Genomic DNA, 26,450 nt, shown 5'->3' with positions numbered 1-26,450 from the left:
CTTCCTATCCACTGCTTTGCCAGATTCAGCCGGCAGAAAAAACGCCACCGACCGTCAGGCAGCCCCTGCCGTACCAGGGCCGCACGCAGCGCACAAAAACGCCCCGGCCAATTGCTCGGCCGGGGCGTTTTCAAATGGGTGCCTAGACGCTTATTTGTTGTCGGCGTCGGGCTCGATGAAGGCTTGCTCCTCCATTTCGGTGGGCACTACCACAATACCCTGCTGCAGCTTGGAGTTTTTGCGGCCGTACAGGAAGTATACCACGAAGCCCAGCAGCATCCAGATAAGCGCGAGCTTGAGCGTGTCGTAATCGAGGGCCATGATCATGAGCAGGCAGATACCGGCTCCCAGAAACGGCACCAGCGGGAAGCTGGCCGACGAAAGCGGGGAACGGAATGGCCGCGGCTGGTTGGGGTCGGAGCGGCGCATGAGCCACACGCCGATGCTCACCAGCACGAAGGCCAGCAGCGTACCGAAGGAAGTCAAATCACCCGCCAGGGAGCCGGGAATGAAAGCCGCGAAGGCGCCCACAAACACCAGCAGCGCCAGGTTTGACTTATAGGGGGTGTGGAACTTGGGGTGCAGCTCCGAAAAAGCCTTGGGCATCAGTCCGTCGTTGGCCATGGAGAAGAACACGCGGCTCTGGCCCATCAGCATCACTAGAATAACCGACGAGAAGCCTGCCAGGATAGCCACCGTCACGGCCGTGCTCAGCCACTCGAAACCGGGCATGTGCTCCTTGATAGCATACGCTACCGAAGCCTCGCCACCCTTGGCCGGGTCGGCAAACTCGCGCCAGCTGGCCACGCCCGTCAGTACGTGCCCAAACAGGATGTAAAGCACGGTGCACACCGCCAGGGAACCGAGAATACCGATGGGCATATCCCGCTTCGGGTTCTTGGCTTCCTGCGCCGCCGTCGATACGGCGTCGAAGCCAATGAAGGCAAAAAATACAATGGCCGCCCCGCCCAGGATACCACCCCAGCCGTGCTTGTTCCAGGCCTCGTAGGAGCGCACTATCTCGCCAGCCGCATTTTTCACGGGCTCGGCGTTTTCGGGAATCAGGTAAGGCGTGTGGTTGGCCGGGTTGATGAACTGCCAGCCAACGGCAATGAAAATCAGCACAATGGCCACCTTCACCACGACAATAACGGAGTTGAACGTAGCCGACTCCTGCGTGCCTTTGATCAGCAGCAAGCTCAGTACCACCACGATAAACAGAGCGGGCAGATTGATGATGCCATGCTCCATTACCCCGTTGACGGCGGCACTCTCCAGCGGAGAATGGCTCCAGGCGTACGGTATACTGGTGCCAAAGACCTCCAAGAGCTTGTTCAGGTACTCGCTCCAGGCAATGGCCACGGTGGCCGCCCCCAGGGCATATTCCATAATCAGCGCCCAGCCAATAACCCAGGCTATAAACTCGCCCATGGTAGTATAGGCATACGTGTAGGCCGAGCCGGCAATCGGAATCATGGCGGCAAACTCGGCGTAGCAGAGGCCGGCAAAGGCGCAGCCAATAGCGGCTACAATGAAGGCCAGCGTGACGCCCGGGCCGGATGCCTGCGCAGCAGCAGCAGCGGTGCGTACAAACAAGCCGGCCCCAATAATGGCGCCTACCCCGAGGGCTACCAGGTTGGCTGCCCCCAGCGTCCGTTTCAGCGTGCCTTCCCCGGAGGAGTTGGCTTCACCGAGCAGGATTGCCAGCGGCTTTTTGGCGAAAATATTTGCCATAGAAAAGGAGAGAAAAGAAAGAGAGAAAGGTGAGTGTGGGATTATGAAAATGGCAGAAAAAGCCGTCTGCAAACGGCTAGGTGGCCCGAATATAGCCGTTTCCGCTGACTGCTATGCCCGGCTGCGTACCTGGCAGCTGGTTTTTCCGGCGCCGGAGCTTAAACCAACCTGGCTGCTGGCCTTCTAACCAGCCGGTAAACTTCACCACAGACTCCACTCTTATGAAAAAGATGCTTGTATTGCTGGCTGCTGCGGCCCTGGTCAGCGCCTCCGCCTCCGCCCAGACGACCACCGAAACCACTACCCCATCGGCCGGCTACCAGGGCCGTGCCCACCTCTCGCCCGAGCAGCGCGCCCAGCGCATGACGGAGCGCCTCACCCGGGAGCTTACCCTCACGGCCGAGCAGGCGCCACGAGTGCAGGCCATTCTGCTGGCTCAGGCACAGGAAACTGAGGCCATCCGCGCCAAATACGCCGCCAGCACCGACCGCCGGGCCGCTCTGCCCGAAATGAAGGCTGCCAAAGACAAGTACGATGCGCAGCTGGCGGGCGTGCTCACGGCCGGGCAGCGTACCCGGTACGCTCAGCTGCGCGAGGAACAGCAGCAGAAGCGCAAGGAAAAAATCAAGGACGGCAAAGTAAAAGTCAAAGCGCAGTCGTAGGGCTTTTGGCAGCGTGCTTTCTGCGGAGCCCCGGCTTAATTGTCGGGGCTCTTTTTTGGCCAGAGCTTACGGCGGCGGATTTCAAAAATTAACGCATTGTTTTACAGGTAATTATTGTAAACTTATTTCAATCAGCCGCCCTCCGGCAGTACAGGCACATGCCTTCTTGTTTATATTTGAGAATATGCACCCGGCGCCCCAGGGGCCGGCCGCGGCGCATTCACCTCATCCACACCCCATGAGTCCTCTGCCCAGTAGTACCACGTCGGTACAGATTCAGCAGTTCTACGATAAAGGCCTGGCCCACGCGAGCTACGCCATCCGCAGCGGCCGCCAGGTGGCCATCATCGACCCGGCCCGCGACCCGCAGCCCTACTACGATTTCGCCGACGAGCACGACGCCAAGATCGTAGCCGTCATCGAAACCCACCCCCACGCCGACTTTGTGAGCAGCCACCTGGAAATAGCCCAGGAAACCGGCGCCACCATCTACGTCAGCAAGCTGGTGCACGCCAGCTACCCCCACCAGACGTTCGACGACGGCCAGCGCATCAGCCTGGGCTCGGTGGAATTGCACGCCATCAACACCCCCGGCCACTCCCCCGACTCCATCAGCATCCTGCTGGTAGATGAGTTTGCCCAGCACCGCGCCGTGTTTACCGGCGACACCCTGTTTGTGGGCGACGTAGGCCGCCCCGACCTGCGCGAGGACGATAACGTGGGCGGCCACAGCCGCGAGGAACTGGCCGCCCAGCTCTACCACAGCACCCGCCAGAAGCTGATGACGCTGCCCGCCACCACTAAGGTGTACCCGGCCCATGGCCCCGGCTCGCTCTGCGGCAAGACCACCAGCACCGACCTCGACAGCACCATCGGCCGGGAGGTGAAAACCAACTACGCCCTGCAGCCAATGTCGCAGGAAGAGTTTATCAAGGTTCTGCTGGAAGATCAGCCCTTCATGCCCAAGTATTTCGGGCACGATGTGGTGCTGAACAAGCAGGGTGCCCTGCCTTTTGAGGACAGCGTACGGGCCGTACCGCGCCTGCAGCCGGGTACGGCTCTGGCCCCGGGCGTGGTGGTGATTGACACGCGCCCGGCCGCGCAGTTCCGGGCGGGCCACATGCCCGGCGCCATCAACCTCATGGACGGCGGCAAGTTTGAAACCTGGCTGGGCTCGGTAGTAGGGCCGCAGGAGCCGTTCTACCTCATTGCCGACTCGCAGATTGCCCTGGATACCGTTATCCGCAAGTCCGCCAAGATTGGCTACGAAACCAACATCAAAGGCGCCCTGCTCACCCCCCGCGAGCTGCCCGCCGCCTCCCCCGCCACCGACGTGGAGCACGTGCGTCGGCAGCCGCAGGACTTCACCATCGTGGACATCCGCAACCGCACCGAAGCCCAGCAGCCCGTGTTCGACAACGCGCTGGTGATTCCGCTGCCCGAGCTGCGCGAGCGGGCCCACGAAATCCCCACCAGCAAGCCCGTGCTGATCCATTGCGCTGGCGGCTACCGCTCGGCGGCGGGCAGCAGCATTGTGCAGGCTGCGCTGCCGGTTGAGGTGCCCGTGTATGATCTGGGCGAGGCTGTTACGGACTTTCAGCCGGCCTCGGCCCACGCGTAAGCGCGGCCCTGGCCATGCAACTTTCTTCGGATAGTCTGGCTCTACTTCAGTGAGCAAATGCCCGGGGCCATGCGGCCCGGGCATTTTTCTTTCACTTGTTTTCAGCTATTCAAACTATGAAGAAAGTCTTTACTATTCTGCTGCTGGCGGGGAGCCTGCTCACGGGCTGCGAGGATGCCGAGGTGGCCAAAGGCACTCCCAAGTGCATCAAGGAAAAAATTGAGTCCTTCGCGAAAGAGACAATCTGTGAGGATGAGGTGAAGGTAGATGAGTATCTGTTTCAGGATGAAACGGTCTACTTATTTGCCGAAGGCAACTGCATAGCCGACGGGGGCGCAAAGGTGTACAACGCCGACTGCCAGTACATAGGATATCTGGGCGGTTTTGGCGGGCTCAACGATATCAACGGCGTAGATTTCAGAATGAGCGCCACTTTCCAGCGCACCGTGTGGGAGAAATAGGTACGCTTGCATTGCTTTTCGTCCAGCCCTGGCTCTACTGGCCGAGGCTTTCTTGTTGAAGCTGGCGGCCGTACCTTCGTGGTCATGCGCGTACTACACACCGCCGACTGGCACCTGGGCCAGCGCTTTATTCAGGGCCACGAGCGAACCGAGGAGCACCGCCATTTTCTGAACTGGCTGGTGCAAACCATCCAGGAGCAGCAGGTAGAAGTGCTGGTGGTGGCCGGCGACGTATTCGATACCGGCTCGCCTTCCAACCAGGCCCTGGAGCTGTACTACAGCTTTCTGCTGAATATGCAGAAAACCAACTGCCGCGACATCGTGGTGGTGGGCGGCAACCACGATTCGCCGGCCACGCTGAACGCCCCGGCCCGGCTGCTGCGCCACCTGCGCGTGCACGTGGTGGGCTGCGTGCCCGAGTGCTTTGAGGACCAGGTGCTGGTGCTGGATGATGCCGCCGGCCAGCCCGGTCTGGTGGTGTGCGCCGTGCCCTTCCTGCGCGACCGGGACGTGCGTCTTTCGGTGCCCGGCGAAACGGCCGAGGAGCGCGAAGCCCGCATCAAGCAAGGCATTGCCGACCACTACCTGCGCCTGTCGGAAGTAGAACAAGTATGGCAGCTGAAGGACCTGGGCCTGCCCGTGCTGGCCACCGGCCACCTCTACGCCGCTGGCGCCGCCCCGTCGGATTCGGAGCGCACAATTCACGTGGGCAACCTGGGGCAGGTAACGGCCGACCATTTTCCGGCGGTGTTCGACTACGTGGCGCTGGGCCACCTGCACCGCCCGCAGCGCGTGGGTGGGCGGGAGCATATCCGCTACTCCGGCTCCCCTATCCCGCTGTCTTTCTCGGAAATCGACCACCCGAAGGAAGTGCTGCTGCTGGACTTTGCGGGCGGCAAGCTCACTCAGCTGCTGAGTTTGCCGGTGCCGGGGGCGCGGCGGCTGGTGCGCTTCCACGGCACCCTGGATGAGGTAACTCTGGGCCTCGCCTCCTACGACAACACCGGCTACCTGCTGCCGGCCTGGGCCGATGTGCAGATTCACTCGGAACTCACCCAGCTGGAAGTGGCCGATGCCCTGCTCAAGGTGATTCAGGAGCTGGACCGCAAGCAGCTGGAAGTGCTGGCCCGCCGTCATTTTCGCCTCATAAAGCTCCGCGCCCTGGGCCAGGATGAGGAAGAAGCCGACGCCTCGCTCACCCGCAGCCTACATGACTTCACGGAGCGGGAAGTATTTGAGCAGCGCCTCGAAGCGGAGCCCGAAGCCAGCCGGGCGGAGCTGCTGCGCACCTTCGACGAGCTGCTGGAACGGATGTAGGGGCGCAGTGTCCTGCTCTCCCTGCTGCGCCGCTGGCACCAAGCCGGACCGCCGGAAGCGGCTTGGCAAAACACCGGCAGGCTCTTCCGGCGCAGTCTGTTTTTGAATCATATCCGGCAGCCCGCCACCGCTTTCTGCATGTCCGTTTCGCCGGCGCCTCACCCGCACAAGTACCTTTTGCCCGGCCTGACGGTGACGGACCTGACCAGCGCCGTGGTGTGGCTCCACTGCGCCGAGCTGCCGCCCACCGATACCCGCACGCTGGCTTCCATTCAGCCCGAAACGCTGGAGCTAAACCACGGCACTTTTATCAGCACGGCCGGTACGCTGCCGTTCCCGGCGGTAGCAGTGCAGCAGCTGGATGGCAACCTCCTTATTTCCTGCGGCTGCGCTACGCCTAAAGCGGTGCTCTGCGAGCATCAGGCGCTGGTGCTCCTGGCCGTGGTGCAGCGCCGGGAGCTGCGCCTGTTTTTCGACCAGCCGGCCCGCCACCACTACCTGCGCGCCCTTGCCCGCGACTATGGACTGGAGCAGGCTGCCGACCTGGATGCGCATTTTGAGCTGACGTACACGCGCCCGGCCTCTGTGACGGCCAAGCCCCGGCAGGCGGCACTCTACCCCGTTACGCCCGTTACCAACCAGGAGCTGATAGCGCAGCTGCTGCCGCCCAGGCCGACGCCGCTCGCTGCACCCGCGGGCAGCCGTAAGCTATTGGTGCTGGGCCGCCATAAGCACTACGGGCACCTGACGCTGCAACTGGCCGAGGCCGCCCTCACGGCAACGGGCAAAGTCAAGAACCCCATTCTTCTGCTTCAGCCGCTGGAAGGCATCTGGCTTCTGCAGGATGCCGAGGAAATCAAGTTCTACACCGCCGTAGCGCACTTCCAGCGCAATTTTGAGGATACCCGCTCAGCAGCGTCCCTCAACGCCCTGCGGGCCGTGGTGCAGAACCCGGCCGGCGTAGCTTTTTACACGCACACCCCGTCCGTTTCCGACAACTTCACGGCCCAATCCCTGAGCCTGGTGCAGCTCCGCACAGCCCGCACCGACCTGCGGCTGACGGTAACCCAGCAGAACGACTACTACGAAATCAGCGGCAAGCTGCTGCTCCACGACCAGCCCTACGACCTCCAGAGCCTCACCATCCGCTACGACTATTTTGTGGCGACGCCGGAGGCCCTGTACCTGCTGGACGATGTGGCGGTGTGGCGGGTGGTGGAGTTTTTCCGGAAGCGCAACAACACCCTGCTGATTCACCAAAGCAAGTTCGCGGAGTTTCAGCGGGATGTGCTGGCCAACCTCGAAGACCGGCTGCGCATCAGCTACGGCCACCTGCGCCCGGCTACGCCCGAGCAGCGCGCTGCCCTGGGCTTCGACGCCCCGCCCGAGCTGCTGCTTTATCTTTCCGATGCCGGCCCGGGCGTGGAGCTGCTGCCGGTGATGCGCTACGGCCCCAAGGAAGTGTCCATCCTCTCGCGGCGGCAGCTGCACGCGGTGGATGAGTTGGGCCGGCCGTTTGTGCTAACCCGGGATGCTACGGCCGAGGACCGGTTTGTGGCGGCGCTGCTACGTCAGTATCCTGAGTTCCAAGAGCAGCTGCAGCAGGAGGCGCTGTACGTGCCCAAAACGCAGTTTTTGCGGGAAGAATGGTTGCTGGAAGCATTCGACGACTGGCGCCGGGCCGGCATTACCATCCTGGGCTTCAACCAGCTCAGGAAAAACACGCTCAATCCGTACAAAGCCCGCATTACGGTACGCGTGACCGGCGAAACCAACTGGTTTGATACGGCCGTAGGGGTACACTTTGGGCGGCAGCAGGTTACGCTGCAGCACCTGCAGCAGGCCGTTCGCAACCGCCGCCGCTACGTACCGCTCGATGATGGCACGCGCGGCATTTTGCCCCAGGAATGGCTGGAGAAGTTTGCTGCCTGGTTTGCCGCCGGCCACGTGGAAGAAGACCGGATTCGCACGCCCAGCATCAACTTCGCCACCCTCGCCGAGCTGTACGACCCCGAAGCCCTGGCGCCCTCCGCTGCGGCCCAGCTGGCCCGCTACCGCGCCGCCGTTACTGACTTCTCCGGCATTGAGTTAGTGCCCGTGCCAGCTGAGTTGCAGGCCACCCTGCGCGAGTACCAACGCCAGGGCCTCAACTGGCTCAACTTCCTCGACACCTTCAACTTCGGCGGCTGCTTGGCCGATGATATGGGCCTGGGCAAAACCCTGCAGGTACTGGCATTTTTGCTGACGCAGCGCGCAAAGGGCCACCCGACCGCCAGCCTGGTGGTAGTACCGACCTCGCTGGTGTTCAACTGGCTGGCCGAGGTGCAGAAGTTTGCCCCGACGCTGCGGGTGTACGTGCTGCACGGTTCCGGCCGCCGCCAGGCTGCTCGGGAATTTGAGGGGTTTGATATCGTGCTGACGACCTACAACACGATGGTATCGGACATTCGCTGGCTGCGCGAATACTGCTTCAACTACGTGGTGCTGGACGAGGCACAGGCCATCAAAAACCCCGACTCCCAGCGCTACCGCGCCGCCTGCCTGCTGCAGGCCCGCAACCGCTTGGTGCTGACGGGCACTCCGGTCGAAAACAACACCTACGACCTCTACGGGCAGCTTTCCTTTGCCTGCCCCGGCCTGCTGGGCAGCCGCCAGTTCTTTCAGGACCAGTATGCCGCCCCCATCGACAAGTTCAAGGATGGGCGGCACGCGCGGGCGCTGCAGCGCAAAATCAGCCCGTTTGTGCTGCGCCGCACCAAGGCCCAGGTAGCGGCCGAGCTGCCTGCCAAAACCGAAATGGTGCTCTACTGCGAAATGGGTGCGGAGCAGCGCCGCATCTATGAGGCATGCCGCCAGGAATTCCGGGCCAAGCTGACGGGCCAGCACCCCGATACGCCCCGCAAAAACAGCGCGCACGTGCTGCAGGGCCTCACCCGCCTGCGCCAGATCTGCAATGCCCCGGCGCTGCTGCCCGATGAGGAGTACCTGGGCCCTACCTCGGCCAAGCTGAACGTGCTGCTGGAGGAAATTGAAACCAAAGCCCCACAGCACAAGCTCCTGATTTTCTCGCAGTTTGTGGGCATGCTCGACCTGATTCGCCCGGAGCTGGAGCAGCGCAGTATCGGCTACCAGCAGCTCACTGGTCAGACGCGTAACCGGGCAGCCGCAGTGCGGGCGTTTCAGGAGGATGAAAGCGTGCGGGTGTTCCTGATCAGCCTTAAAGCGGGCGGCACCGGCCTCAACCTCACCGCCGCCGACTACGTGTACCTTGTGGACCCGTGGTGGAACCCGGCCGTCGAAAACCAGGCCATTGACCGCGCCCACCGCCTCGGCCAGACGCGCAAGGTGGTGGCCGTGCGCCTTATCTGCCCCGATACCATTGAGGAGAAAATCATGAAGCTGCAGGAAGGCAAGCGGGAGCTGGCCCACGACCTGATCAAAACTGACGCTTCCCTGCTCAAGTCCCTGACGGCGCAGCAGTTGCTGGAGCTGTTCAGTTAGATTTTTTACCTTCGATCCTACCTATACACTGCCTATGTCCGCTACGTCCTATATCCTTCTTTACCAGTCCCCAATGGACAACCTCAGCTGGAAGTCCACCTCCAGAACGAGACGGTGTGGCTCACGCAGGCCCAGATGGCAGAGCTGTTTGATACCACCAAACAGAACGTCAGCTTGCACACGCGCAACGCATTCCGAAAAGGTGAGCTTGATGAGAATTCAGTTGTCAAGAAATCCTTGACAACTGCCGCCGATAGTAAATCCTAACGCACGAAGCACTACAACCTCGACGTAATCATTTCCGTCGGGTATCGGGTGAAATCGTTGCAAGGGACGCACTTCCGGCAGTGGGCTACTGGCGTGCTGCGGCAGTATCTGGTGCAGCTGCGAAGCAACGTGGCCACACGAGGGTGACGCTGGTCGTGAACCTGATCAATCAGGGAAATTAGCGCGTCTGGACGTCAATTGTAGGGGCGGGGCTTGCCCCCGCCCGGTATTGGACCACGAGCACGAGGTTCCTTCAACGACGGGCGGGGGCGAGCCCCGCCCCTACATTAACCTACTTTCCACCCACATAAAACGGGATGTTGGCCGTAGCTACGTTGTCTTGGCCGTCGTAGGCATAGACGAAGAGGCGGTAGGCGCCTTCCTGCTTGGGGGCGGTGAGGGCAGTCTGGCCGGTAGCGCCCTTCGGCAGCAGGCCGGCAATGGCACTAGGGCGGCTTTCCCGGTCACCGCCGGATTTCAGGTCGGTGCTTTCCGGCAGCAACTCGTAGCGGTAGGTTAGCTTGTCCTTGTCGGGGTCCGATACGGCGGCTTGCACGGGGTAGGATTTGCCGGGCTGCAGCCGCACGTTGTCGGTAGCCTGCTTGCCATCCAGTGTGAAGGAGGCCAGGTGTGGGGCGCGGTTTTTGGGCCACTGACCGCTCCAAAGGTACTGCATCACATCCACCACTTCCGACTCCTTGCCATCCTCGGTGAAGATGCCGTACCAGGTGGGCGTGCGCTCCTGTTTCTGGCCCCACAAAAACACGTAAGTGCCCAGGCACTGGGTTTTATCTTTGGCCACGGAGGCTTCGTAGCGGCTCTGATACACGGCGGCTTTCTGGCTGCTGGTTTCCTCCACCGATGCTTTCCAGGGCGTCACGGGGCTTTCCCAGTGGCCGGTGGGGCCCCACTCAGCTACCACGTAGGGGCCAGTCCAACCCATGGTGCGCACCTGCTGCGGAATGGCGGCCAGCCCGGCGTAGGTGTTGATGCTTAGAATATCCACCGACGGGCACTTGGCCTTGATGTAGTCAACTTCGGGCTGGTTGATGCCGGCCAGCACGGTGCTGGTAGGGTGGTTGGGGTCCACTTCGTGAATCATGCGGGCAATCTGCTCCACGGCGTCCCACACCTTGGGGTTCTTATACTCTAGGTTCAGCTCGTTGCCGATGCCCCAAAACAGCACGGCGGGGTTGTCTTTGTACTTGATGACCTCGGCGCGCAGCTTCTGCAGCTGGGCCGCCACGGCCTGGGGGTCGTCGTAGTTGAAGCCGTGCCGCTCCCGGGCCACATCCAGGCCCAGCATCACGGTAAGGCCATTCTTTTGAGCTTCGGCCAGCGTTTTGTCGGCCCCATCGGTGCTCCAGGTGCGCAGGGAGTTGCCGCCGTAGGCCCGCACGCGCTCCGGAAACTGTCCCCCGCCCGCACCTTTGATAAAGTAGGGCTGCTCGCCACGCCGCAGCTCATAGCGGCCGTCGGCTTGCTTTACTTCAACTTTGATGGGGCCGTTTTGCGCGGAGGCCGCGGAGGTAAAAGCCAGCAGCGCCAGCAACACAGGAAACTTCATGGGATGCGCGAAAAGAGAACGGGAAGGATTGGCCTAAAGCTAGCACGCGTTTGGCATACCCGCCAACTCAACAGCTAGCCGGAGCCCGGGAGACGCCATTGGGCGGCCCAGCTAGTGCGAGTTTTTGCCGAGCTGAACTCGCGCCTGGGAAGCGGCACACAACAATGCGGCCCGGGCGTACGTTACGGAGCCTACACCATTTTCCTTGTCAATCATGAGCATATTTGGTTCTGACCGCCCGAGCGGCACTATGGGTGGCCTGCTTTCAGGCCTGTTTGGCGGACGTACTGCCGTAAACCCAACCACTGGAACGTACGATACCGCCGCTCGTCCCGGGGGTATGAACCGCAAGCTGCTGGGCGGTGCCCTACTAGCTGCCGGGGCCGCTTACCTCTACAACCGCAACAAAAACAAAGTCGCCAGCAAGCCCTGGTAAGCTGGCCGCCCTGATTACGCAAACGCCCCATTCCTATCAGGATGGGGCGTTTTTGTGGGCATACTGCTGCAGTAGGCGCACATGCCCCAACTGGTGCCCTTGCTCTGCGTTTCCAAACGCCTTGCTGGCAAAATGCGTCACAGAGGCTCGCTGGCGGCTACCTTGTTTCGGTGTCGAACGATATATTTTTCCTCGCCATCGTGAATGGTATACAGATAATTCTTATCACGATATTCAACATCAACGGTACTCCTGCCTTTGATCTGACGAAATGAATTTATGTCGATTCCATTCAGGTCATCATTCAATTTATATTGGTTACTCCCATCATATTCATACTCAATACGAACTACATTAACATTATCAAATTTCATAAATCTGCTTTTTGTAAAGCGAGTTACATAAATCGGGTTTTTCAACTCTTCCGCAAGTTTATAATTCATTACATGAAAGGCCCAAGCTCCACACATGAATATTAAGATTAGTAAAAACAACTTCTTCATTTCAAGTGAGCTTTATTACGATTTACTATGTTTTAGCCAACTTACTACTGGCGCGGCTTTGGAGGCTCATCCCCCACCCATGTTCATGGGTGGTCACGAGGTATGCTGCGCTAAGCTCGTGCCAGATGGGCTTATTGAGAAGTTTAATCAGGCATGTTCAGTAGCTCTACCTTACTTAGAGCGTGTTGGGGAATTTAGGACCGATTGAGCGACATGGTGATGTTGGCCAATAACAGCCACGTGACATGGCTAGCGGGGGTAAATTCGTAATCGACTACGACGCGGCGAAAGCAGGCCAGCCAGGCGAAGGTGCGCTCGACGACCCAGCGCCGGGCCAGGGGTACGAAGCCGTGCAGGGTAGGCGGCCGACTACTAATTTGTTGGACTAGGCCCAACCGCAGCAGTTGCTGGGCAAAGCGCCCACGGTAGGCCGCATCGGTCAGCACAAGCTGCAGGCGCCGTGCCCACCAAGGCCGCTGGGGCAGCAATGCCAGGGCGCCGGTGCTGTCGTGGCGGTGGGCCGCGTGCACGTGCGCGGCCCAGATACGCCCGCCGGAATCCACTAGGAGCTGGCGTTTGCGGCCGTTGACGAGCTTGTGCGCGTCCAGGCCGCGGTGCTCGTAGATGCGCGGGGCCAGCTTGACGCTTTGGCTATCTATGCAGGCCAGCGCCGGAGTCGGTTCGCGGCCGTGTGCGACTCGGTCCAGGGCGTTGACGACCGTATTGAGTTGCTGCCACAGACCCAGCCGTTGCCAGCGATAGAAATAGTAGTAAACCGCCGTCCAGGGTGGAAACTGTGGGGGCAGCGCCCGCCACTGGCAGCCCGTGCGGCACACATACAGTAAGGCGTTGAACACCTGCCGCAAACACAAGCGCCGCCGTCGTTGCGTGGGCAGCAGCGACTTGATAACTTGCCACTGCGAGTCAGTAAGGGGTTGGTAGCCATCAACCATAATGCCCGTGGAAGCCTAGGAACTCCCCGCGCAACTTACTGACTCGTCTCTTTTTAGCCCTTACTCAATTCCCAAACACGCTCTTAAATAGCCATTTTTAAAATACAAGTCACATCCATTGTCTAAAAATCCATAACCAAATGACAGAGTATCGAATTTAGCGTTGCCTAATTTGAATCTAGTTCTGCACTCTTCCTTTGACATGCCAACTCTAATTCCGCAATTCAGCTTGATCCTAGCGTCACTAACGGACATTTTTGAAACCGTTGAATCATCTAACCATTGAATAAAAGACGTACCTATACTTAATCTTTTGCCCACAAATATTCCTCTCTCGTCATTTATAACTGTATCATTGGTGACTTCAAAAGTGACCGGCTGATTCCTCACAAAATCATTTACGCTTTTCTCTTTGATTAAACTAGTACACAATTCAAGGCTGTCCATCATAAGCTCCTCGACAGGCAAGGAGCCTTCCTTAACAACCTCAGCTTTATCTGGCAGAGTCATTTGGGCTCTTGTTTCATCCTTTGTGTTGTTACAACCTGAGAATATGCCGGCCGCACAAAACAGAAATCTTAAATAATTCTTCATCTTTTTTTAGTTAAACAGGTTGCCACTAATTTTTATCTACCTCACGGCCGCCCTGCCATTGTAAACACCAGTTCCCCGCCCTTCACTACATCGGCATACTGTAGAAATGGCCGAGTGAGCTTCTGGCCGTTGAGACGGGTTTCCCTCACGTAGACGTTTTTGTCGCTCTGGTTGCGCACGGTGATGCGGAAGGTGTTGCCGTTTTCCAAGTTGATGGTGGCGCCGTGCACGGCCGGGCTGCCGAGGGCGTACTCCGGCGAGCCGGGGGCCACGGGGTAGAAGCCCAGGGCCGAGAAGATGTACCAGGCCGACATCTGCCCGCAGTCGTCGTTGCCGCCGAGGCCGTCGGGCGTGGGGCGGTACATTTTGGGTAGAATCATCCGCACGCGGGCCTGGGTTTTGTAGGGCTGGCTGGTCCAGTTGTAGAGGTAGGCCACGTGGTGGGCAGGCTCGTTACCGTGCACGTAGTTGCCGATGATACCGTCGCGGGTGATGTCCTCGGTTTCGGCGAAGAACATATCGGGCAGATGCATGGTGAACAGTGAATCCAGATGGGGCAGAAACTTCTTCTCACCGCCCATCTTGGCGATAAGCGCCGCCGGGTCCTGGGGCACGTAGAGGCTGTAGTTCCAGGCGTTGCCCTCGATGAAGCCTTGATTATGGGTGCTCAGCACGTCGAACTCCTTGCGGAAGGAGCCGTCGGCAAGGCGCGGGCGCATGAAGTTGATGCGCTGGTCGTACACGTTCTGCCAGTTCTGGGCGCGCTTGCTGAACTCCGCTTCGATGTCCGTCTTGCCCAGCTTTTTGGCCAACTGCGCAATACACCAGTCGTCGTAGGCGTATTCCAGCGTTTTGGAAACGGAGGCGCCGCTTTTGTCTTCGGGCACGTAACCTAGCTGCTCGTATAGGCCGATGCCGTCGTAGCGCTGCTGGTGGGCGGTGGCCACGCAGGCGTCGAGGGCGCGCTGGGCCTGGTCGGCGGGCACCACGCCTTTCAGCACGGCATCCACAATCACCGGCACCGAGTGGTAACCAATCATGCACCAGTTTTCGTTGGCGTAGTGGCTCCAGATGGGCAGCATGTGCAGGGTGCTCTGGTCGAAGTGCGCCAGCATGGATTGCACCATGTCGGCGTTGCGCCTGGGTTGTAGCAGGTTGTAGAGCGGATGCAGGGCTCGGTAGGTGTCCCAGAGCGAAAACGTGGTGTAATTGGTGAAGCCCTCGGCCTTATGGATGTTCTGGTCGAGGCCGCGGTACTGGCCGTCCACGTCCATGTAGGTGGTTGGGCTGAGGGCGGCGTGGTACATGGCGGTGTAGAAGTTCTCCTTGTCGGCCCGCTTCGGCGACTCAATTACCACTTTGCCTAGCTCCTGCTGCCACATCGCCTGCCCCGCCCGCTTTACTGCCTCGAAGTCCCAGCCCGGAACTTCCGCCCGCATGTTGCGTAGCGCGCCCTCGGAACTCACGCCCGACAAGGCCATTTTCACCTTCACCTTCTCGCCGGCCGTGGTCTTGAAATCGAAGAACAGGCGCAGCTGCTCCCCGGCCAGCTCGGGGAAGTTTTTGGTTTGGTCGAAGCGGCCCCAGAAGCCGCGGTACACCTGCTTCTTGGACAGGTTGCGGCTGCCGTAGCTCACAAACGGCTTCGAGAAGCTCATGGCGAAGTACTCGGTGCGGGTACGCGCCCAGCCGTGGGTTTGGCGGTACCCGGTCACGAGCGAGTCGTTTTCCACCCGAACGAAGGTCCAAACGTTCTTATCAGGGTAGTTATAGATGCCAGCTGTGAGGTCGAGAATGATGTGCGCTTGGTCGGACTGCGGGAAGGTGTACTGGTGCATCCCCACCCGGTTGGAGGCCGTCAGCTCGGCCAGAATGTTGTGGTCGTCGAGCTTGACGCGGTAGTAGGCGGGTTCGACCACCTCGTTTTGGTGCGAATACTTCGAGCGGTAGCCGCGTTCGGGCTGGTCGGCGGTGCCGGGGTTGAGTTGGAGGGGGCCGGTGGTGGGCATCACCAGAAAGTCGCCCAGATCGGAGTGGCCGGTGCCGCTGAAGTGGGTGTGTGAGAAACCCACGATGGTTTTATCAGCGTACTGATAGCCGGCGCAGTACTCGTACACTTTGGGGTTGTACTTGCCGTTCTGCTCGTAGCTGAGCGTGTCGGTATCGGGCGAGAGCTGCACCATGCCGAAGGGCACCGTGGCCCCCGGATACGTGTGCCCCATCCGAGCCGTGCCCACCAGCGGCTTGGCGTATTGCACGAGGTTTTCGGTGGTTTTGGCTTTCTGGGCGAGAGTGGGAACGGCTGCCAGCAGCAGCGCGGCAAAGAAGGAAAGGCGGGGCATCAGCTTCGGGAGTGGCGTTGAAGCTGGTAAGGTAGGAAGCGAATGTTTTACGGGCGCCCTGCAACTAACACCATTCGTTACTTCCCTCTAACATGCCTTCTCCCATCCACAACGCAGCCACTATGTACTGGCCGTAGTGGCTTAATAGCATTTGTGCTAAGCTTCCACGCCGATAAACTCATATCAGGATAAAAGGGACGCCAACGGCTGGTATCGGCAGGATTATTCTGAAACTCTTTGTCGTTAATCAGATACAGCCTATTTCTTTCCACTCGCCACTTACCTGTAACCTCAACCTGACAGCCACCTACACCAGCCGAGTAGACAAATACTCCATCTGGCTTCAGCGTAATCTTTGAATGCTTCTCGAATCTGTCGCCAACAGAGTAATACGTTCCTATAATTCTTTGATCAGGCTGAACTGCTACAGATATCAGCGTGTACAGACCTAGCCAAGTGTACTTCATTCAGTTATTTAAGCAATTGTTCAATAGTGATTTAGGAGCATCGCAGCAAGCGACTGTAGTTGATCAGCTTCGGTTGGAGGCATTGAAGTTGACAAGGTAGCAAGTGAATGTTTTACGGGCGCCCTGCTGATTTGGCACAGGAGAAGCTGAGGGCGTTTAATGCAATGCAGCAGCCCGGTTTCAGGTTAAGCGCTGAAGCGTGGCGCTATCCAGCTCCCGGCCCCGGATAATACGCTGGCCGGGCTCAGCAGGCGCTGTAGGGAAATCAACGGAAGATTCGGCCGCAGTCGAGGGAAGAGCGTTACAAGGGTACTACCCGTTCAACCGTTCAATTTATCTTCCATGAATCAGTCCCTGCTTTGCATCCTTGGCTGCTCGCTGGCCTTGCTCTCCTGTTCCCGCAAAAACGATACGGCTGCCGACCCGGCCACGAATGATCCGGCCGGTTCTCCGGTGGAAACGAAAGCCGCCAATACCAACTACCGGCCGGCTTTTACCGGCCAAACCCGCGTGAATGGCGTCACTACCCCTGCCGGCAGCTACCGGGCAACCATCCTTACGTCCTCGCTGGCCAACCCCTGGGGCATCACCAGCCTGCCTGATGGCCGCTTGCTGGTGACCGAGAAGGCCGGCCGTTTGCGGATCGTCAGCGCTTCCGGCGCGGTAAGCGCGCCCATCACGGGACTACCGTCGGTGAATGCAGCCGGGCAGGGAGGTCTGCTGGGCCTGTGCCTCGATCCTGATTTTGCGACTAATCGGATGGTATACTGGTCGTTTTCGGAAGCCCGCCCGGGGGGCAACGTAACGGCCATTGCCAAGGGCCGGCTGGCCGACAACGGCCAGGCGATGGAAGGAGCCACCGTGATTTACCGGGCTGAGCCCCCGTACGAGGGCACGCTGCACTATGGCGGCCGGGTGGTGTTTGACCGCACCGGCAACCTGCTGGTGAGCACCGGCGAGCGGTCGGACCTGGCCACGCGGCCCCAGGCGCAGGCCGTAGCGTCGGCCCTGGGCAAGATTATCCGCATCACGAAGGACGGGCAGCCGGCACCCGGGAACCCGGCTTTTGGCGCGGCAGGTGCCCGCCCCGAGCTGTTCTCCATCGGGCATCGGAATCCGCAGGGGCTGGCCATTCATCCCGTAACCGGGGAGGCCTGGCAAAGTGAGCATGGCCCCCGCGGCGGCGACGAGCTTAACCGCCTCCAAAGCGGCGCTAACTATGGCTGGCCGACCATAACCTATGGCATTGAATACAGCGGTCAGCCCGTGGGCAGTGCCATTCAGCAACGCGAAGGGCTTGAGCAGCCGGTGTATTACTGGGACCCGGTGGTGTCGCCGAGCGGCATGACGTTTTATAGCAGTGACCGGATTGCCGGCTGGAAAGACAACTTGTTTATCGGCTGCCTCAGCGGCCAGCACATCGTGCGCCTGGTGCTTGAAAACAACCGGGTAGTAGGCGAAGAACGGTTGCTGGCCGGCGAAGGCCAACGCTTCCGGGACCTTGCGCAGGGAGCCGACGGCGCCTTGTATGCCGTCACCGACCAAGGCCGGCTGTATCGCATCGACCGGGAATAATAGCTTTGCCCGGCCTGGTGCCATTGCACTTGTCGGCCGCCAGCTTGCCTGATATGTTACCGCCCCGGGAGTTGGGCGTACTCCGGTTGGCCTGCCGGCTTATTTCTCAGACCGGCCATCCTGGCCTGAATTGGAACTGACCCCACGCAAAAAGCCTACCTTACGCGCTTTATTCCGGGCTCTTTCAGCCTTGTCTGTTGAGGCTGCCTGAAGTGCCCGGTGCACCAGCTTTTCCACTCGCGCTCCGGGCGCCCAACTTGCTCAGGCGCGGCGGCTTATCGGTTACCTTACCTGGCTTAATGCCGATCTTCCGCGTGCTCCCACCCGCCTCGCTGCTTTCCGTTATCCAAGCACTACCCGATGCCACCCTGCTGCTGTCGGCGGAGCTGCGCATTGTGGCAGTCAGCGATACGTACCTGGCTGCCACGCTTACCCGCCGCGAGGACCTGCTGGGCCGACCTGTGTTCGAGGCATTTCCCGACAACCCGGCCCACCCCGAAGCCCATGCCGTGCTGAACGTGCAGGCCTCGCTGCGGCAGGTGCTGGAAACCCGGCAGCCGCACCAGATGGACCGGCTGCGCTACGACGTGCCCGACCCCGACCACCCGGGCAGGTTCGTGGAGCGCTACTGGCAGACGCGCAACGCCCCCGTGTTTGATGAGCAGGGGCGCGTAAGCCACCTTCTGCACGTAGTGACCGACGTGACGCAAAGCGTGCTCAGCGACCGGCTGCTACAGGCCAGCGAAGCCACCACCCGGCAGCTGCGTCTTATCACCGATGCACTGCCGGTGCTCATCGGCTACCTCGACCACGAAGAAAAGTACCGCTTTGCCAACCACGCCTACCAGGCCTGGTTCAACCAGACGCCTGAGGAGCTACTAGGGCGGCCCGTGCGCGAGGTGGTAGGCGAGGAGGCCTACGCCGGGGTAGAGCCTTACATCCGGCGGGCCCTGGCCGGCGAGCGGCTCAGCTTTTCGGCCCGAATGCCTTATCGTGAGGGGTTCACCAGGCACATCCACACCGATTACGTGCCCGACATGCGCGATGGGCAGGTTGTGGGCTTCTATACCCTGGTCAGCGACGTGACCGAGCAGCTGCTGGCCCGCGAGCAGGAGCAGGTTCTGAACCAGGAGCTGGCTGCTATCAACGAAGAGCTGGAGGCCTCGAATGAGGAGTTGCGCACTCACCACCTCGAATTGGTGCGTACGCAGCAGGCTTTGGTGGAAGCCGCGCAGCGCCAGGTGGAGGAGCGCGAAACGTTCTATCAGGTATTTGAGCAGACCCCAGCCTTAATTGCCCTGCTAAGTGGGCCCGAGCACTGCTATGAGTATGTGAACCAGGCGTATCAGTCGCTGTTTCCCGGCCGCCGGCTTGTGGGACTACCCATGGCTGAAGCCCTGCCCGAAACCGTGGAGCATGGCTTTATAGCGTTGATGGACAACGTCTACCGAACGGGGGAAACCTTCTACGGCAATGAGTTGCTGCTCACGGTGGCGCAACCCGATGGCCGGCCGCATCAGGACATGTATTTCACCTTCACCTACCAGACGTACCGCGAAAAGGGCGCCGTTGCCGGCGTTTCCATTTTTGCCTTCGAGGTTACGGAGCAGGTGCTGGCTCGGGAGCAGCGCGAGCAGGAGCGGCAGCGGCTTTTGGGGTTATTTATGCAGGCCCCCGCCGGCATCTGCATCCTGGCTGGGCCGGAGCTGGTATTCGAGTTCGTGAACCCCGGCTACCAGCTGCTGCTACCGGGCCGGAACCTGCTGGGCCAGTCCGTTTTTAAAGCCCTGCCCGAAATTGAGGGTACCCGCGTTGCCTCTTTCCTGCGCGGCGTGTACAATACCGGCCTGACGCACGAGGAGCAGGCCCTATTGGTGCCCATAGCCCGGCCGGCCGATGGAGTGGTGGAAAACCGCTACTTCAGCTTTGTGTACCAAGCTCGCCGCGACGAGCAGGGGCAGGTGAACGGCATTCTGGCATTTGTGTTTGAAGTTACGGCCCAGCAGCAGGCCGTAGCCGCCTTGCGCGAAAGCGAAGCGCGCTTCCGCATCATGGCCGATGCCGCCCCCAACCAGGTGTGGGCCGTAAACTCGGACACCACCATCCGCTACGCCAACCAGGCCTTTCTGGACTTTGTGGGCGTAAGCCTGGAAGAGTATGAGGCCACGGGCTGGGCGGCCTATCTACCGGCAGACGAGCTGGAGCGCGCCCAACACACCCTGGAGCAGGCCATCAGCACCCGCTCGCTCTACCGGCTGGAGCACCGCATGCGCCGCCACGACGGCGAGTACCGCTGGCTGCTCTCGCAGGGGGCCCCGAGCTTCTACCCAAGCGGCGAGCTGTACGGCTACGTGGGCTCGGCCATCGACATCACCGAGCTCAAGCAGGCCAACGAGCAGCTCATGCGCACCAACCAGGACCTGGACAACTTTGTGTACGCGGCCTCCCACGACCTCAAGCAGCCCGTCAACAACCTGGCCGGCCTGCTGGAAGAGGTGCGCCGCGGGAGCGTTTTTGCCGACCCGGAGGAAGAGCATCTGCTGGTGCCCCTGGTGCAGGAGGCGCTGCAGCAGCTCAGCGTCACCATCGACGACTTAGCCGCGCTGGGCCAGGCTCAGCAGCTCAGCCAGGCTCCGGCAGAGCTGGTTTCGCTGGATGACCTCACCGAAGAAGTTGTCAACACCCTGGAGCCGCAGGTGCGGGCGGCCCGGGCGCGCATCACCACCGACTTCTCGGCGCGCCCGGCCCTGTCGTTTGCCCGCGCCAACCTGCGCACCATCCTGCTCAACCTGCTGGGCAACTCGCTGAAGTACGCCGACCCCGACCGGCCGGCGCGCATTCACGTGTCGGTGTGGGTGGAGCGCAACCAACCCGTGCTGGTGGTGGAAGACAACGGCCTGGGCTTCGACGCGCAAAAGCACGGGGCCGAGCTGTTCCACCTTTTCCGTCGTCTGCACACGCACACGCCCGGAACCGGGGTGGGCCTGTACCTGGTTAACCGCATCGTGGAAGCGCGCGGCGGCTCCATTGAGGTAGACAGCCAGCCGGGCCAGGGCGCTACGTTCCGCATTCGGCTGGGCGGGGGCTGACAAAGGCAATCTGCCGGGTGTTTACGCCAGGGCTTATGGCCTGCGGGCAGCGCTGCCGCAGCACGTCCCGATTTACCATTTTTGAGCTGATCAATTCCTTACCGCTACGCAATGCCTGACTTACCGGTACCTGCGCCTCTCCGCTCCCTGCCCGCCGATGCCCTGCTGGCCGATTTGCTGGCCGTGTCGATGACCGGCGTGATTTACTACACACCCATCTACGACCCGGCCGGCTCGGGAAGCATCGTGGACTTTCGCTTCGAGTACCTCAATCCCGCGGCCCAGCGCATGATGCGCATGCCGGAAGTGCCTACGCTCACCCACAACGAGCAGTGGCCCCATAGCAAAGCCCACGGCACCTTCGACTTTCATGTGGATGCCTACATCAGCGGGGAGCCACGCAGTTACAATATCAACTACCAGGCCGACGGCTACGACAACTACTACCGCCTGGCCGCGCGCCGCTCCGGGGACGGAATGTGGGTGAGCTTCACCGACACGGCCGACCAGCCCCGCTCCCCCGTGGAAGTGGCCCTGCGTGAGGCCCAGGCCGCCGAAAAAGCCGCCCGCGCCGACGCCGAAATCCAGCGTCAGCGCCTCTGTCAGGTGCTCATGAGCCTGCCCGCTCAGGTGGCCACCTACCACGGGCCCGACCACGTGTACACGCTCGTCAATCAGCGCTACCAGGACTACTTTCCCCGGCACACTCTGCTTGGCCGCCCCGTGCGCGAGGCCGTGCCCGAAGCGGCCGATCAAGGATTTTTCGACCGTCTCGACCAAGTGTATACCAGCGGAGAACCTGCCTACGGCCTGGAGCTGCCCGTACATCTCGACTTTGACGGCACCGGCCAGCCCCAGCCGCAGCTGGTGTACATAAATGCCTTTTATCTGCCCCTGCGCGACGCCGCGGGCAACGTGGACGGCGTGCTCGACTTTTCCTACAACGTGACCGAGCAGGTACTGGCCCGCCAGCAGCTGCAGCAGCTCAACCAAGAGCTGGAAACGCGCGTGCAGGCCCGCACCCGGGAGGCTGAGCGCGCCCGGGCCGAAGCCGAGGAGCAGCGCGGCCGCCTGGAGCGCCTGTTCAGTCAGGCTCCGGCTCTGATCAACATCTTCACCGGGCCGGACCACGTGCTTTCCCTGGTTCACCCCCGCACCCGGGAACTACTGCCCAACCGCCTCCTGCAGGGGCTGCCGCGGCGCAAGGCCCTGCCCGAGCTGCCCGAGGCGCAGCACGAGCCCCTGGACCGCGTGTACCGTACCGGCGAGGCCCTGCACGAGCATGAGCGCCTCACCCGCCTCGACCGGCTGGGCAACGGCGAGCTGCAGGACGTGTACCTGGATTTGGCCTACCAGCCCCTGTTTGACGCCACCGGGCAGATTGAGGGCGTGATGAGCTTTGCCATTGATGTGACCGAGCGGGTGCAGGCCCGCCAGCAAAACGAAGCCCTGCAGGCTCAGGTGCTGGCTGCGGCCCGGCGGCAGGTGCAGGAGCGCGAGGCACTGTTCCACATCCTAGCCGACACGCCCGCCGCCGTGGCGTTGCTGCGCGGCCCCGAGCACCGCTTCGAGTACGTCAATGCCGCCTACCAGCAGCTTTTTCCCGAACGCCAGCTTACCGGCCGGCCCGTGGCCGAGGCCCTGCCCGAAACTATAGCGGCCGGCTTCCTGGCGCAGCTCGACAACGTATTCCGCACTGGCAACACGTTCTTCGGCACCGAGCTGCCCATGCGTCTGGAGCCGGCCGGAGGTAGGCCGGAGCAGGAAGTGTACTACACCTTCACGTACCAGGCTTACCGCGAGCAGGACCAGATTGCCGGCATTTCCATCTTCGCCTTCGACGTGACGGAGCAGGTGCAGGCCCGCCGGCAGCGCGAGGCCGAGCGCCAGCAGCTGCACCAGCTGTTTATGGTGGCCCCCGCTCCCATCGTCATCCTCGACGGCCCGGAGCTGGTGTTTCAGTTCGTCAACCCGGCCTACCAGCGCATCTTCCCGAGCCGCCTGCTGCTGGGGCGGCCCGTGCTCGATGCCCTTCCCGAAATTGCCGACGCGCCCATCTACCAGCAGCTGCGGGGCGTGTACGACACGGGCGAAACCCTGGTAGCCCGGGAAATGCCCCTGCAGCTGGCCCGCCACGACAGCGGCCCCCTGGAGAACCTGTTCTTCACCTTCACTTACCAGGCCCGCCGCAACGCCCAGGGAGAAGTGGATGGGGTACTGGCTTTCGCCCACGAAGTAACCGACCAGGTGCAGGCCCGGCGCGTAGTGGAGGAAGGCGGGCAGCAGGCCCTGGCCCTCGCGCAGGAGCTGAGCGAAGCCAACGAACAGCTGCAGCGCACCAACGTGGACCTGGACAACTTCATCTATACCGCCTCCCACGACCTGAAAGCCCCCATCAGCAACATCGAAGGCCTGCTTTACCTGCTGCAGGAGGAGCTGCCCGCCGACGGCGAGCAAAGCCGGAGCGTAGCCCCCACCCTGACGCGGATGATGGACTCGGTGGAGCGCTTCAAGCGCACGATTGACCACCTGACGGAAGTTTCCAAGCTGCAGAAGGAGCACGATGCGCCGGCCACGTCCGTGGATCTGGCCGCCGTGGTGGAGGACGTGCGTCAGGATCTGCTACCCCTGCTGCAGGCCACCGGCGCCAAGCTGGTTATTGACGTGGCGGCCCGCCCGGCCATTCAGTTCTCGGAGAAAAACCTGCGCTCGGTGGTCTACAACCTGCTCAGCAACGCGCTCAAGTACCACTCACCCAACCGGCCGCCCCGCGTGGACGTGCGGGCCCACGTACGCCCGGGCTACACCGTGCTGGAAGTGCACGACAACGGCCTGGGCATCGAGCCCTCCTACCGACCCCGCCTGTTCAGCATGTTCCAGCGCTTTCACACCCACGTGGAGGGCTCAGGTATTGGCCTCTACATGGTCAAGCGCATGGTCGACAATGCCGGCGGCCACATCGAAGTGCACTCCCAGCCCGGCGCCGGCACCACTTTCTTCGTACACCTGCCCCAGGTGCCTGGCGCTGCCGCCTGACGCTGCCTTTGACTTTCTGCTTTCTGCTGCATGGCTGCCATTTCCTGTACCCTGCTCGTCGACGACGACGAGACGACCAACTACCTGAACCAGACGCTGCTCCGGCGCATGGCCATTACCGACACGGTGCTGGTGGCCACCAACGGCCAGGAGGCTCTGGACCTGCTGCACACGCACTGCGCGCCGGTGGCCTCGCCCACCTGTCCGGCCCTGATTCTGCTGGACATGAAGATGCCCCGTATGAACGGTATGGAGTTTCTGCAGGCTTACACCCGGCGCCCGCCCACCGACAACCCGGCCGTGGTTATCATCATGCTTACTACGTCGCTCAACCCCAACGACGTGGCCAGCATGCAGAACCTGCCCATTGCCGGCTACCTCACCAAGCCCCTGACCCGGGAAAAAGTCGACCAGATTCTGCACGAGCATTTCCCCGCTGGCCCGGAGCCACTCAGCTAAAGCAGCTGCGGCGGCGCAAAAGCCGGCGCTACCTCATCTGCTTTTGCAGCGGGGCCAGGATTTTGTAGTCCACGTAGAAGGTGCCGAAGGGCACGAGGCAGGCCAGCAGCACTTTCCAGGTGGTAGTGGCGAAGCGCCAGCGGTACTCCACGCCCACGCGCAGGGTGTTAAGCACGAAAAGCAGAAACAGCAGCCCATGCACCGGCCCGAGGGCGCGCACCAGTGCCGGGTTGCCGTAAAAGTGTTTCAGGGGCACGGCCACCCCGACGAGCAGCAGCAGCGAAATGCCTTCGGCCAATGCCAGCAGGCGCAGGCGGCCAATAGGTGATTTGAACATAGTTTGTTGCCTTAAAAGCGAAGAAGCGGCCGCTGTGCCAGCGGGGAGAAGGGCCACGGAATGGCTACCAGGATGAGCACTAAGGCCAGCGCAAACCACAGAGCCATTGTGCGGAACTTTGCCTGGTCGGTTGTTTGACGCTTGGCCAGGGCCGAGCCGATGGTGAGCACCGTAATGGCCAGCGTCATCAACGCCACGTGCTGGACGCCGAAAAACAGTGAGGTAGGCGCGTGCGCCGCGTCGCGCAGGTGAAACGAGGCGATAACCGGACTCACCAGGTACAGCCCGTAGCCCAGCATAAGCTGCCCGTGAGCCACGGTGGCCGTGGTGTGCCGGAGGGTATTATCGAAGGCAGTGAACGGCCGCCTCCCCAGCCAGCCGCGGCAGGCCCGAAAAATGCTGGCAAAGATGCTCAGCAGCAGCACCCAGCGAACCAGGGAGTGCAGCGTTAAAAGTGTCAGGTACATACGGCCCCTTAAATGATGGGGCAAAGGTGCGGCGGCTACGCAGCGCCGGGTTAGCACCCAGCCGGCCAATTCTAGGACGGAGTATGCCGCTTGCGAAAAGCCAGCGGGGTCAGGCCCGTGTGCTTCCTGAACAGCCGGCTGAAGTAGGAAGCATCCTCGATGCCCACGGCCGCGCCCACCTCCCCCCACCGACCACTTGCTCTGAAACAGCAGCACCTTGGCTTCGAGCACAATGCTTTCCTCAATCCAGCGGGCCGGCGACTTACCCGTGACGCGGCGCACGCACTTGCTCAGGTGGTTGGGTGAGATATTGAGCCACTCGGCGTAGTCGCGCACGCGGTGCGTGGTTTTGAGCGAGGAAGCCACCAGGTGCTTGAAGTGATTGGTCAGGGCAGCGGCGGCCGAGAGCGGCGCGGGTGCGTCGGTGGTGTGGGCCCGGTTAAGCTCGTGCAGCAGCGCCAGCAGGTAGGCCCGCACCACGGCCGGGTAAGTTAGCCCGTGGGTGGTATACTCCACCAGCAGCCGGTGCAAAAGCTGCCCGACGAATTGGGCGGTTTGCGCGGGAAGCTCAATCACGGGCCGGCCCCAGAAATGCAGAAAATCAAATGGCACGGTGGCCTCGGCGGGGGCAGCCTGTCCCAGCAGGATAGCATCGTGAAAATGGCACACAAAGCCCGTATTCACGTCGCCCGGCTCAAAGGAATACACCTGCCCGGCCCGGGCTATCAGCATCTCGTGCGGGCCCACCGTGTAGCTGTCGTTGCCGATGCTCATGCGGGCCTGCCCCGAGGTAACATACACCAGCGAATGGCCGGTGGCCCGCGACGGGGGCACGGCCTGCGTAAACAGCGGGTAAAGCTGCTCCACGGCCACGATGAAAAACTGTCCGGGGTCGGCCAGCACGAGCTGCTGCACCGCTGCCGGCTCCGCCGTAAACCGCCGGACGTACTCCATCATGCGGTAGGTTTTGATGGCATTGGAAGCAGCAGTAGGCATCAGGGAGCAGTTGATTGTAAAAACAGGAGCCCCAGCTTTTCAGACGGGCCACGATCAAGCAAACGA

The 26,450-nt window shown here is 61.4% G+C and carries 18 protein-coding genes and 1 pseudogene; 11 read left to right on the top strand and 8 right to left on the bottom strand.

Going from position 1 to position 26,450, the window contains the following annotated elements; all coding sequences use genetic code 11:
- Positions 1–150 precede the first annotated feature (150 nt).
- A complete protein-coding gene (locus LRS06_RS16505; RefSeq protein WP_257872486.1) occupies positions 151–1,734 on the bottom strand; it encodes an amino acid permease in 1,584 nt (527 codons plus the stop codon).
- A 221-nt stretch (positions 1,735–1,955) separates the two neighbouring features.
- Here LRS06_RS16505 and LRS06_RS16500 point away from each other — a divergent pair, with 221 nt between their 5' ends.
- From LRS06_RS16500 to rhuM, 6 genes and pseudogenes are all read left to right on the top strand, one after another.
- Entirely contained in the window at positions 1,956–2,396 is a 441-nt protein-coding gene (locus tag LRS06_RS16500; protein ID WP_257872485.1) for a hypothetical protein, read from the top strand.
- Positions 2,397–2,634: 238 nt separating this feature from the next.
- Positions 2,635–4,017, top strand: a complete 1,383-nt coding sequence (locus LRS06_RS16495; RefSeq protein WP_257872484.1) for an MBL fold metallo-hydrolase — start codon at positions 2,635–2,637, stop codon at positions 4,015–4,017.
- Positions 4,018–4,133: 116 nt separating this feature from the next.
- Positions 4,134–4,478 (top strand): hypothetical protein, encoded by a 345-nt coding sequence (locus tag LRS06_RS16490; RefSeq protein ID WP_257872483.1) that lies wholly within the window; start codon positions 4,134–4,136, stop codon positions 4,476–4,478.
- Positions 4,479–4,562: 84 nt separating this feature from the next.
- Complete coding sequence (gene sbcD / locus LRS06_RS16485; RefSeq protein WP_257872482.1) at positions 4,563–5,795, top strand: exonuclease subunit SbcD; 1,233 nt, start codon at positions 4,563–4,565, stop codon at positions 5,793–5,795.
- 138 nt (positions 5,796–5,933) lie between these two features.
- On the top strand, positions 5,934–9,296 hold the full coding sequence (locus LRS06_RS16480) for a DEAD/DEAH box helicase (protein ID WP_257872481.1): 3,363 nt from the start codon (positions 5,934–5,936) through the stop codon (positions 9,294–9,296).
- Between the two features lie 282 nt (positions 9,297–9,578).
- Positions 9,579–9,710, top strand: a pseudogene (gene rhuM, locus LRS06_RS25580) (RhuM family protein); the annotation flags it as partial.
- 145 nt (positions 9,711–9,855) lie between these two features.
- Here rhuM and LRS06_RS16475 read toward each other — a convergent pair.
- The gene (locus LRS06_RS16475) at positions 9,856–11,130 is read right to left on the bottom strand and encodes a glycoside hydrolase family 2 TIM barrel-domain containing protein (protein WP_257872480.1); all 1,275 of its coding nucleotides are present in this window, start codon (positions 11,128–11,130) and stop codon (positions 9,856–9,858) included.
- A 214-nt stretch (positions 11,131–11,344) separates the two neighbouring features.
- On the opposite strand from LRS06_RS16475, the gene LRS06_RS16470 reads away from it, so the two are divergent.
- Entirely contained in the window at positions 11,345–11,566 is a 222-nt protein-coding gene (locus LRS06_RS16470) for a hypothetical protein (RefSeq protein WP_257872479.1), read from the top strand.
- A 137-nt stretch (positions 11,567–11,703) separates the two neighbouring features.
- Here LRS06_RS16470 and LRS06_RS16465 read toward each other — a convergent pair whose 3' ends face one another.
- From LRS06_RS16465 to LRS06_RS16450, 4 genes are all read right to left on the bottom strand, one after another.
- Entirely contained in the window at positions 11,704–12,069 is a 366-nt protein-coding gene (locus LRS06_RS16465) for a hypothetical protein (protein WP_257872478.1), read from the bottom strand.
- Between the two features lie 194 nt (positions 12,070–12,263).
- Positions 12,264–13,022, bottom strand: coding sequence for an IS5 family transposase (locus LRS06_RS16460; protein ID WP_257869755.1), 759 nt, complete (start codon positions 13,020–13,022; stop codon positions 12,264–12,266).
- 60 nt (positions 13,023–13,082) lie between these two features.
- Positions 13,083–13,616: a hypothetical protein gene (locus LRS06_RS16455; protein ID WP_257872477.1), complete on the bottom strand. Its 534-nt coding sequence runs from the start codon at positions 13,614–13,616 to the stop codon at positions 13,083–13,085.
- A 41-nt stretch (positions 13,617–13,657) separates the two neighbouring features.
- Positions 13,658–15,958: a GH92 family glycosyl hydrolase gene (locus LRS06_RS16450; RefSeq protein ID WP_257872476.1), complete on the bottom strand. Its 2,301-nt coding sequence runs from the start codon at positions 15,956–15,958 to the stop codon at positions 13,658–13,660.
- A gap of 809 nt (positions 15,959–16,767) precedes the next feature.
- Here LRS06_RS16450 and LRS06_RS16445 point away from each other — a divergent pair.
- The 4 genes from LRS06_RS16445 (at position 16,768) to LRS06_RS16430 (ending at position 24,584) form a co-directional block, all read left to right on the top strand.
- Positions 16,768–18,000, top strand: a complete 1,233-nt coding sequence (locus LRS06_RS16445) for a PQQ-dependent sugar dehydrogenase (RefSeq protein ID WP_257872475.1) — start codon at positions 16,768–16,770, stop codon at positions 17,998–18,000.
- 299 nt (positions 18,001–18,299) lie between these two features.
- The gene (locus LRS06_RS16440; RefSeq protein ID WP_257872474.1) at positions 18,300–21,089 is read left to right on the top strand and encodes a PAS domain-containing protein; all 2,790 of its coding nucleotides are present in this window, start codon (positions 18,300–18,302) and stop codon (positions 21,087–21,089) included.
- Positions 21,090–21,200: 111 nt separating this feature from the next.
- Complete coding sequence (locus LRS06_RS16435) at positions 21,201–24,125, top strand: PAS domain-containing sensor histidine kinase (protein WP_257872473.1); 2,925 nt, start codon at positions 21,201–21,203, stop codon at positions 24,123–24,125.
- Between the two features lie 30 nt (positions 24,126–24,155).
- Positions 24,156–24,584 (top strand): response regulator, encoded by a 429-nt coding sequence (locus LRS06_RS16430; protein ID WP_257872472.1) that lies wholly within the window; start codon positions 24,156–24,158, stop codon positions 24,582–24,584.
- A gap of 28 nt (positions 24,585–24,612) precedes the next feature.
- Here the strand turns inward: LRS06_RS16430 and LRS06_RS16425 are convergent, their stop codons facing one another.
- Both LRS06_RS16425 and LRS06_RS25575 read right to left on the bottom strand, forming a co-directional pair.
- On the bottom strand, positions 24,613–24,921 hold the full coding sequence (locus LRS06_RS16425) for a DUF3817 domain-containing protein (RefSeq protein ID WP_257872471.1): 309 nt from the start codon (positions 24,919–24,921) through the stop codon (positions 24,613–24,615).
- 538 nt (positions 24,922–25,459) lie between these two features.
- Entirely contained in the window at positions 25,460–25,555 is a 96-nt protein-coding gene (locus LRS06_RS25575; protein WP_374679446.1) for an AraC family transcriptional regulator, read from the bottom strand.
- Between the last annotated feature and the right edge of the window lie 895 nt (positions 25,556–26,450).

Origin of the sequence: Hymenobacter sp. J193, assembly GCF_024700075.1 — a bacterium.
Lineage (GTDB): Bacteria > Bacteroidota > Bacteroidia > Cytophagales > Hymenobacteraceae > Hymenobacter.
This window is presented reverse-complemented; position numbering and strand designations above follow the sequence as displayed.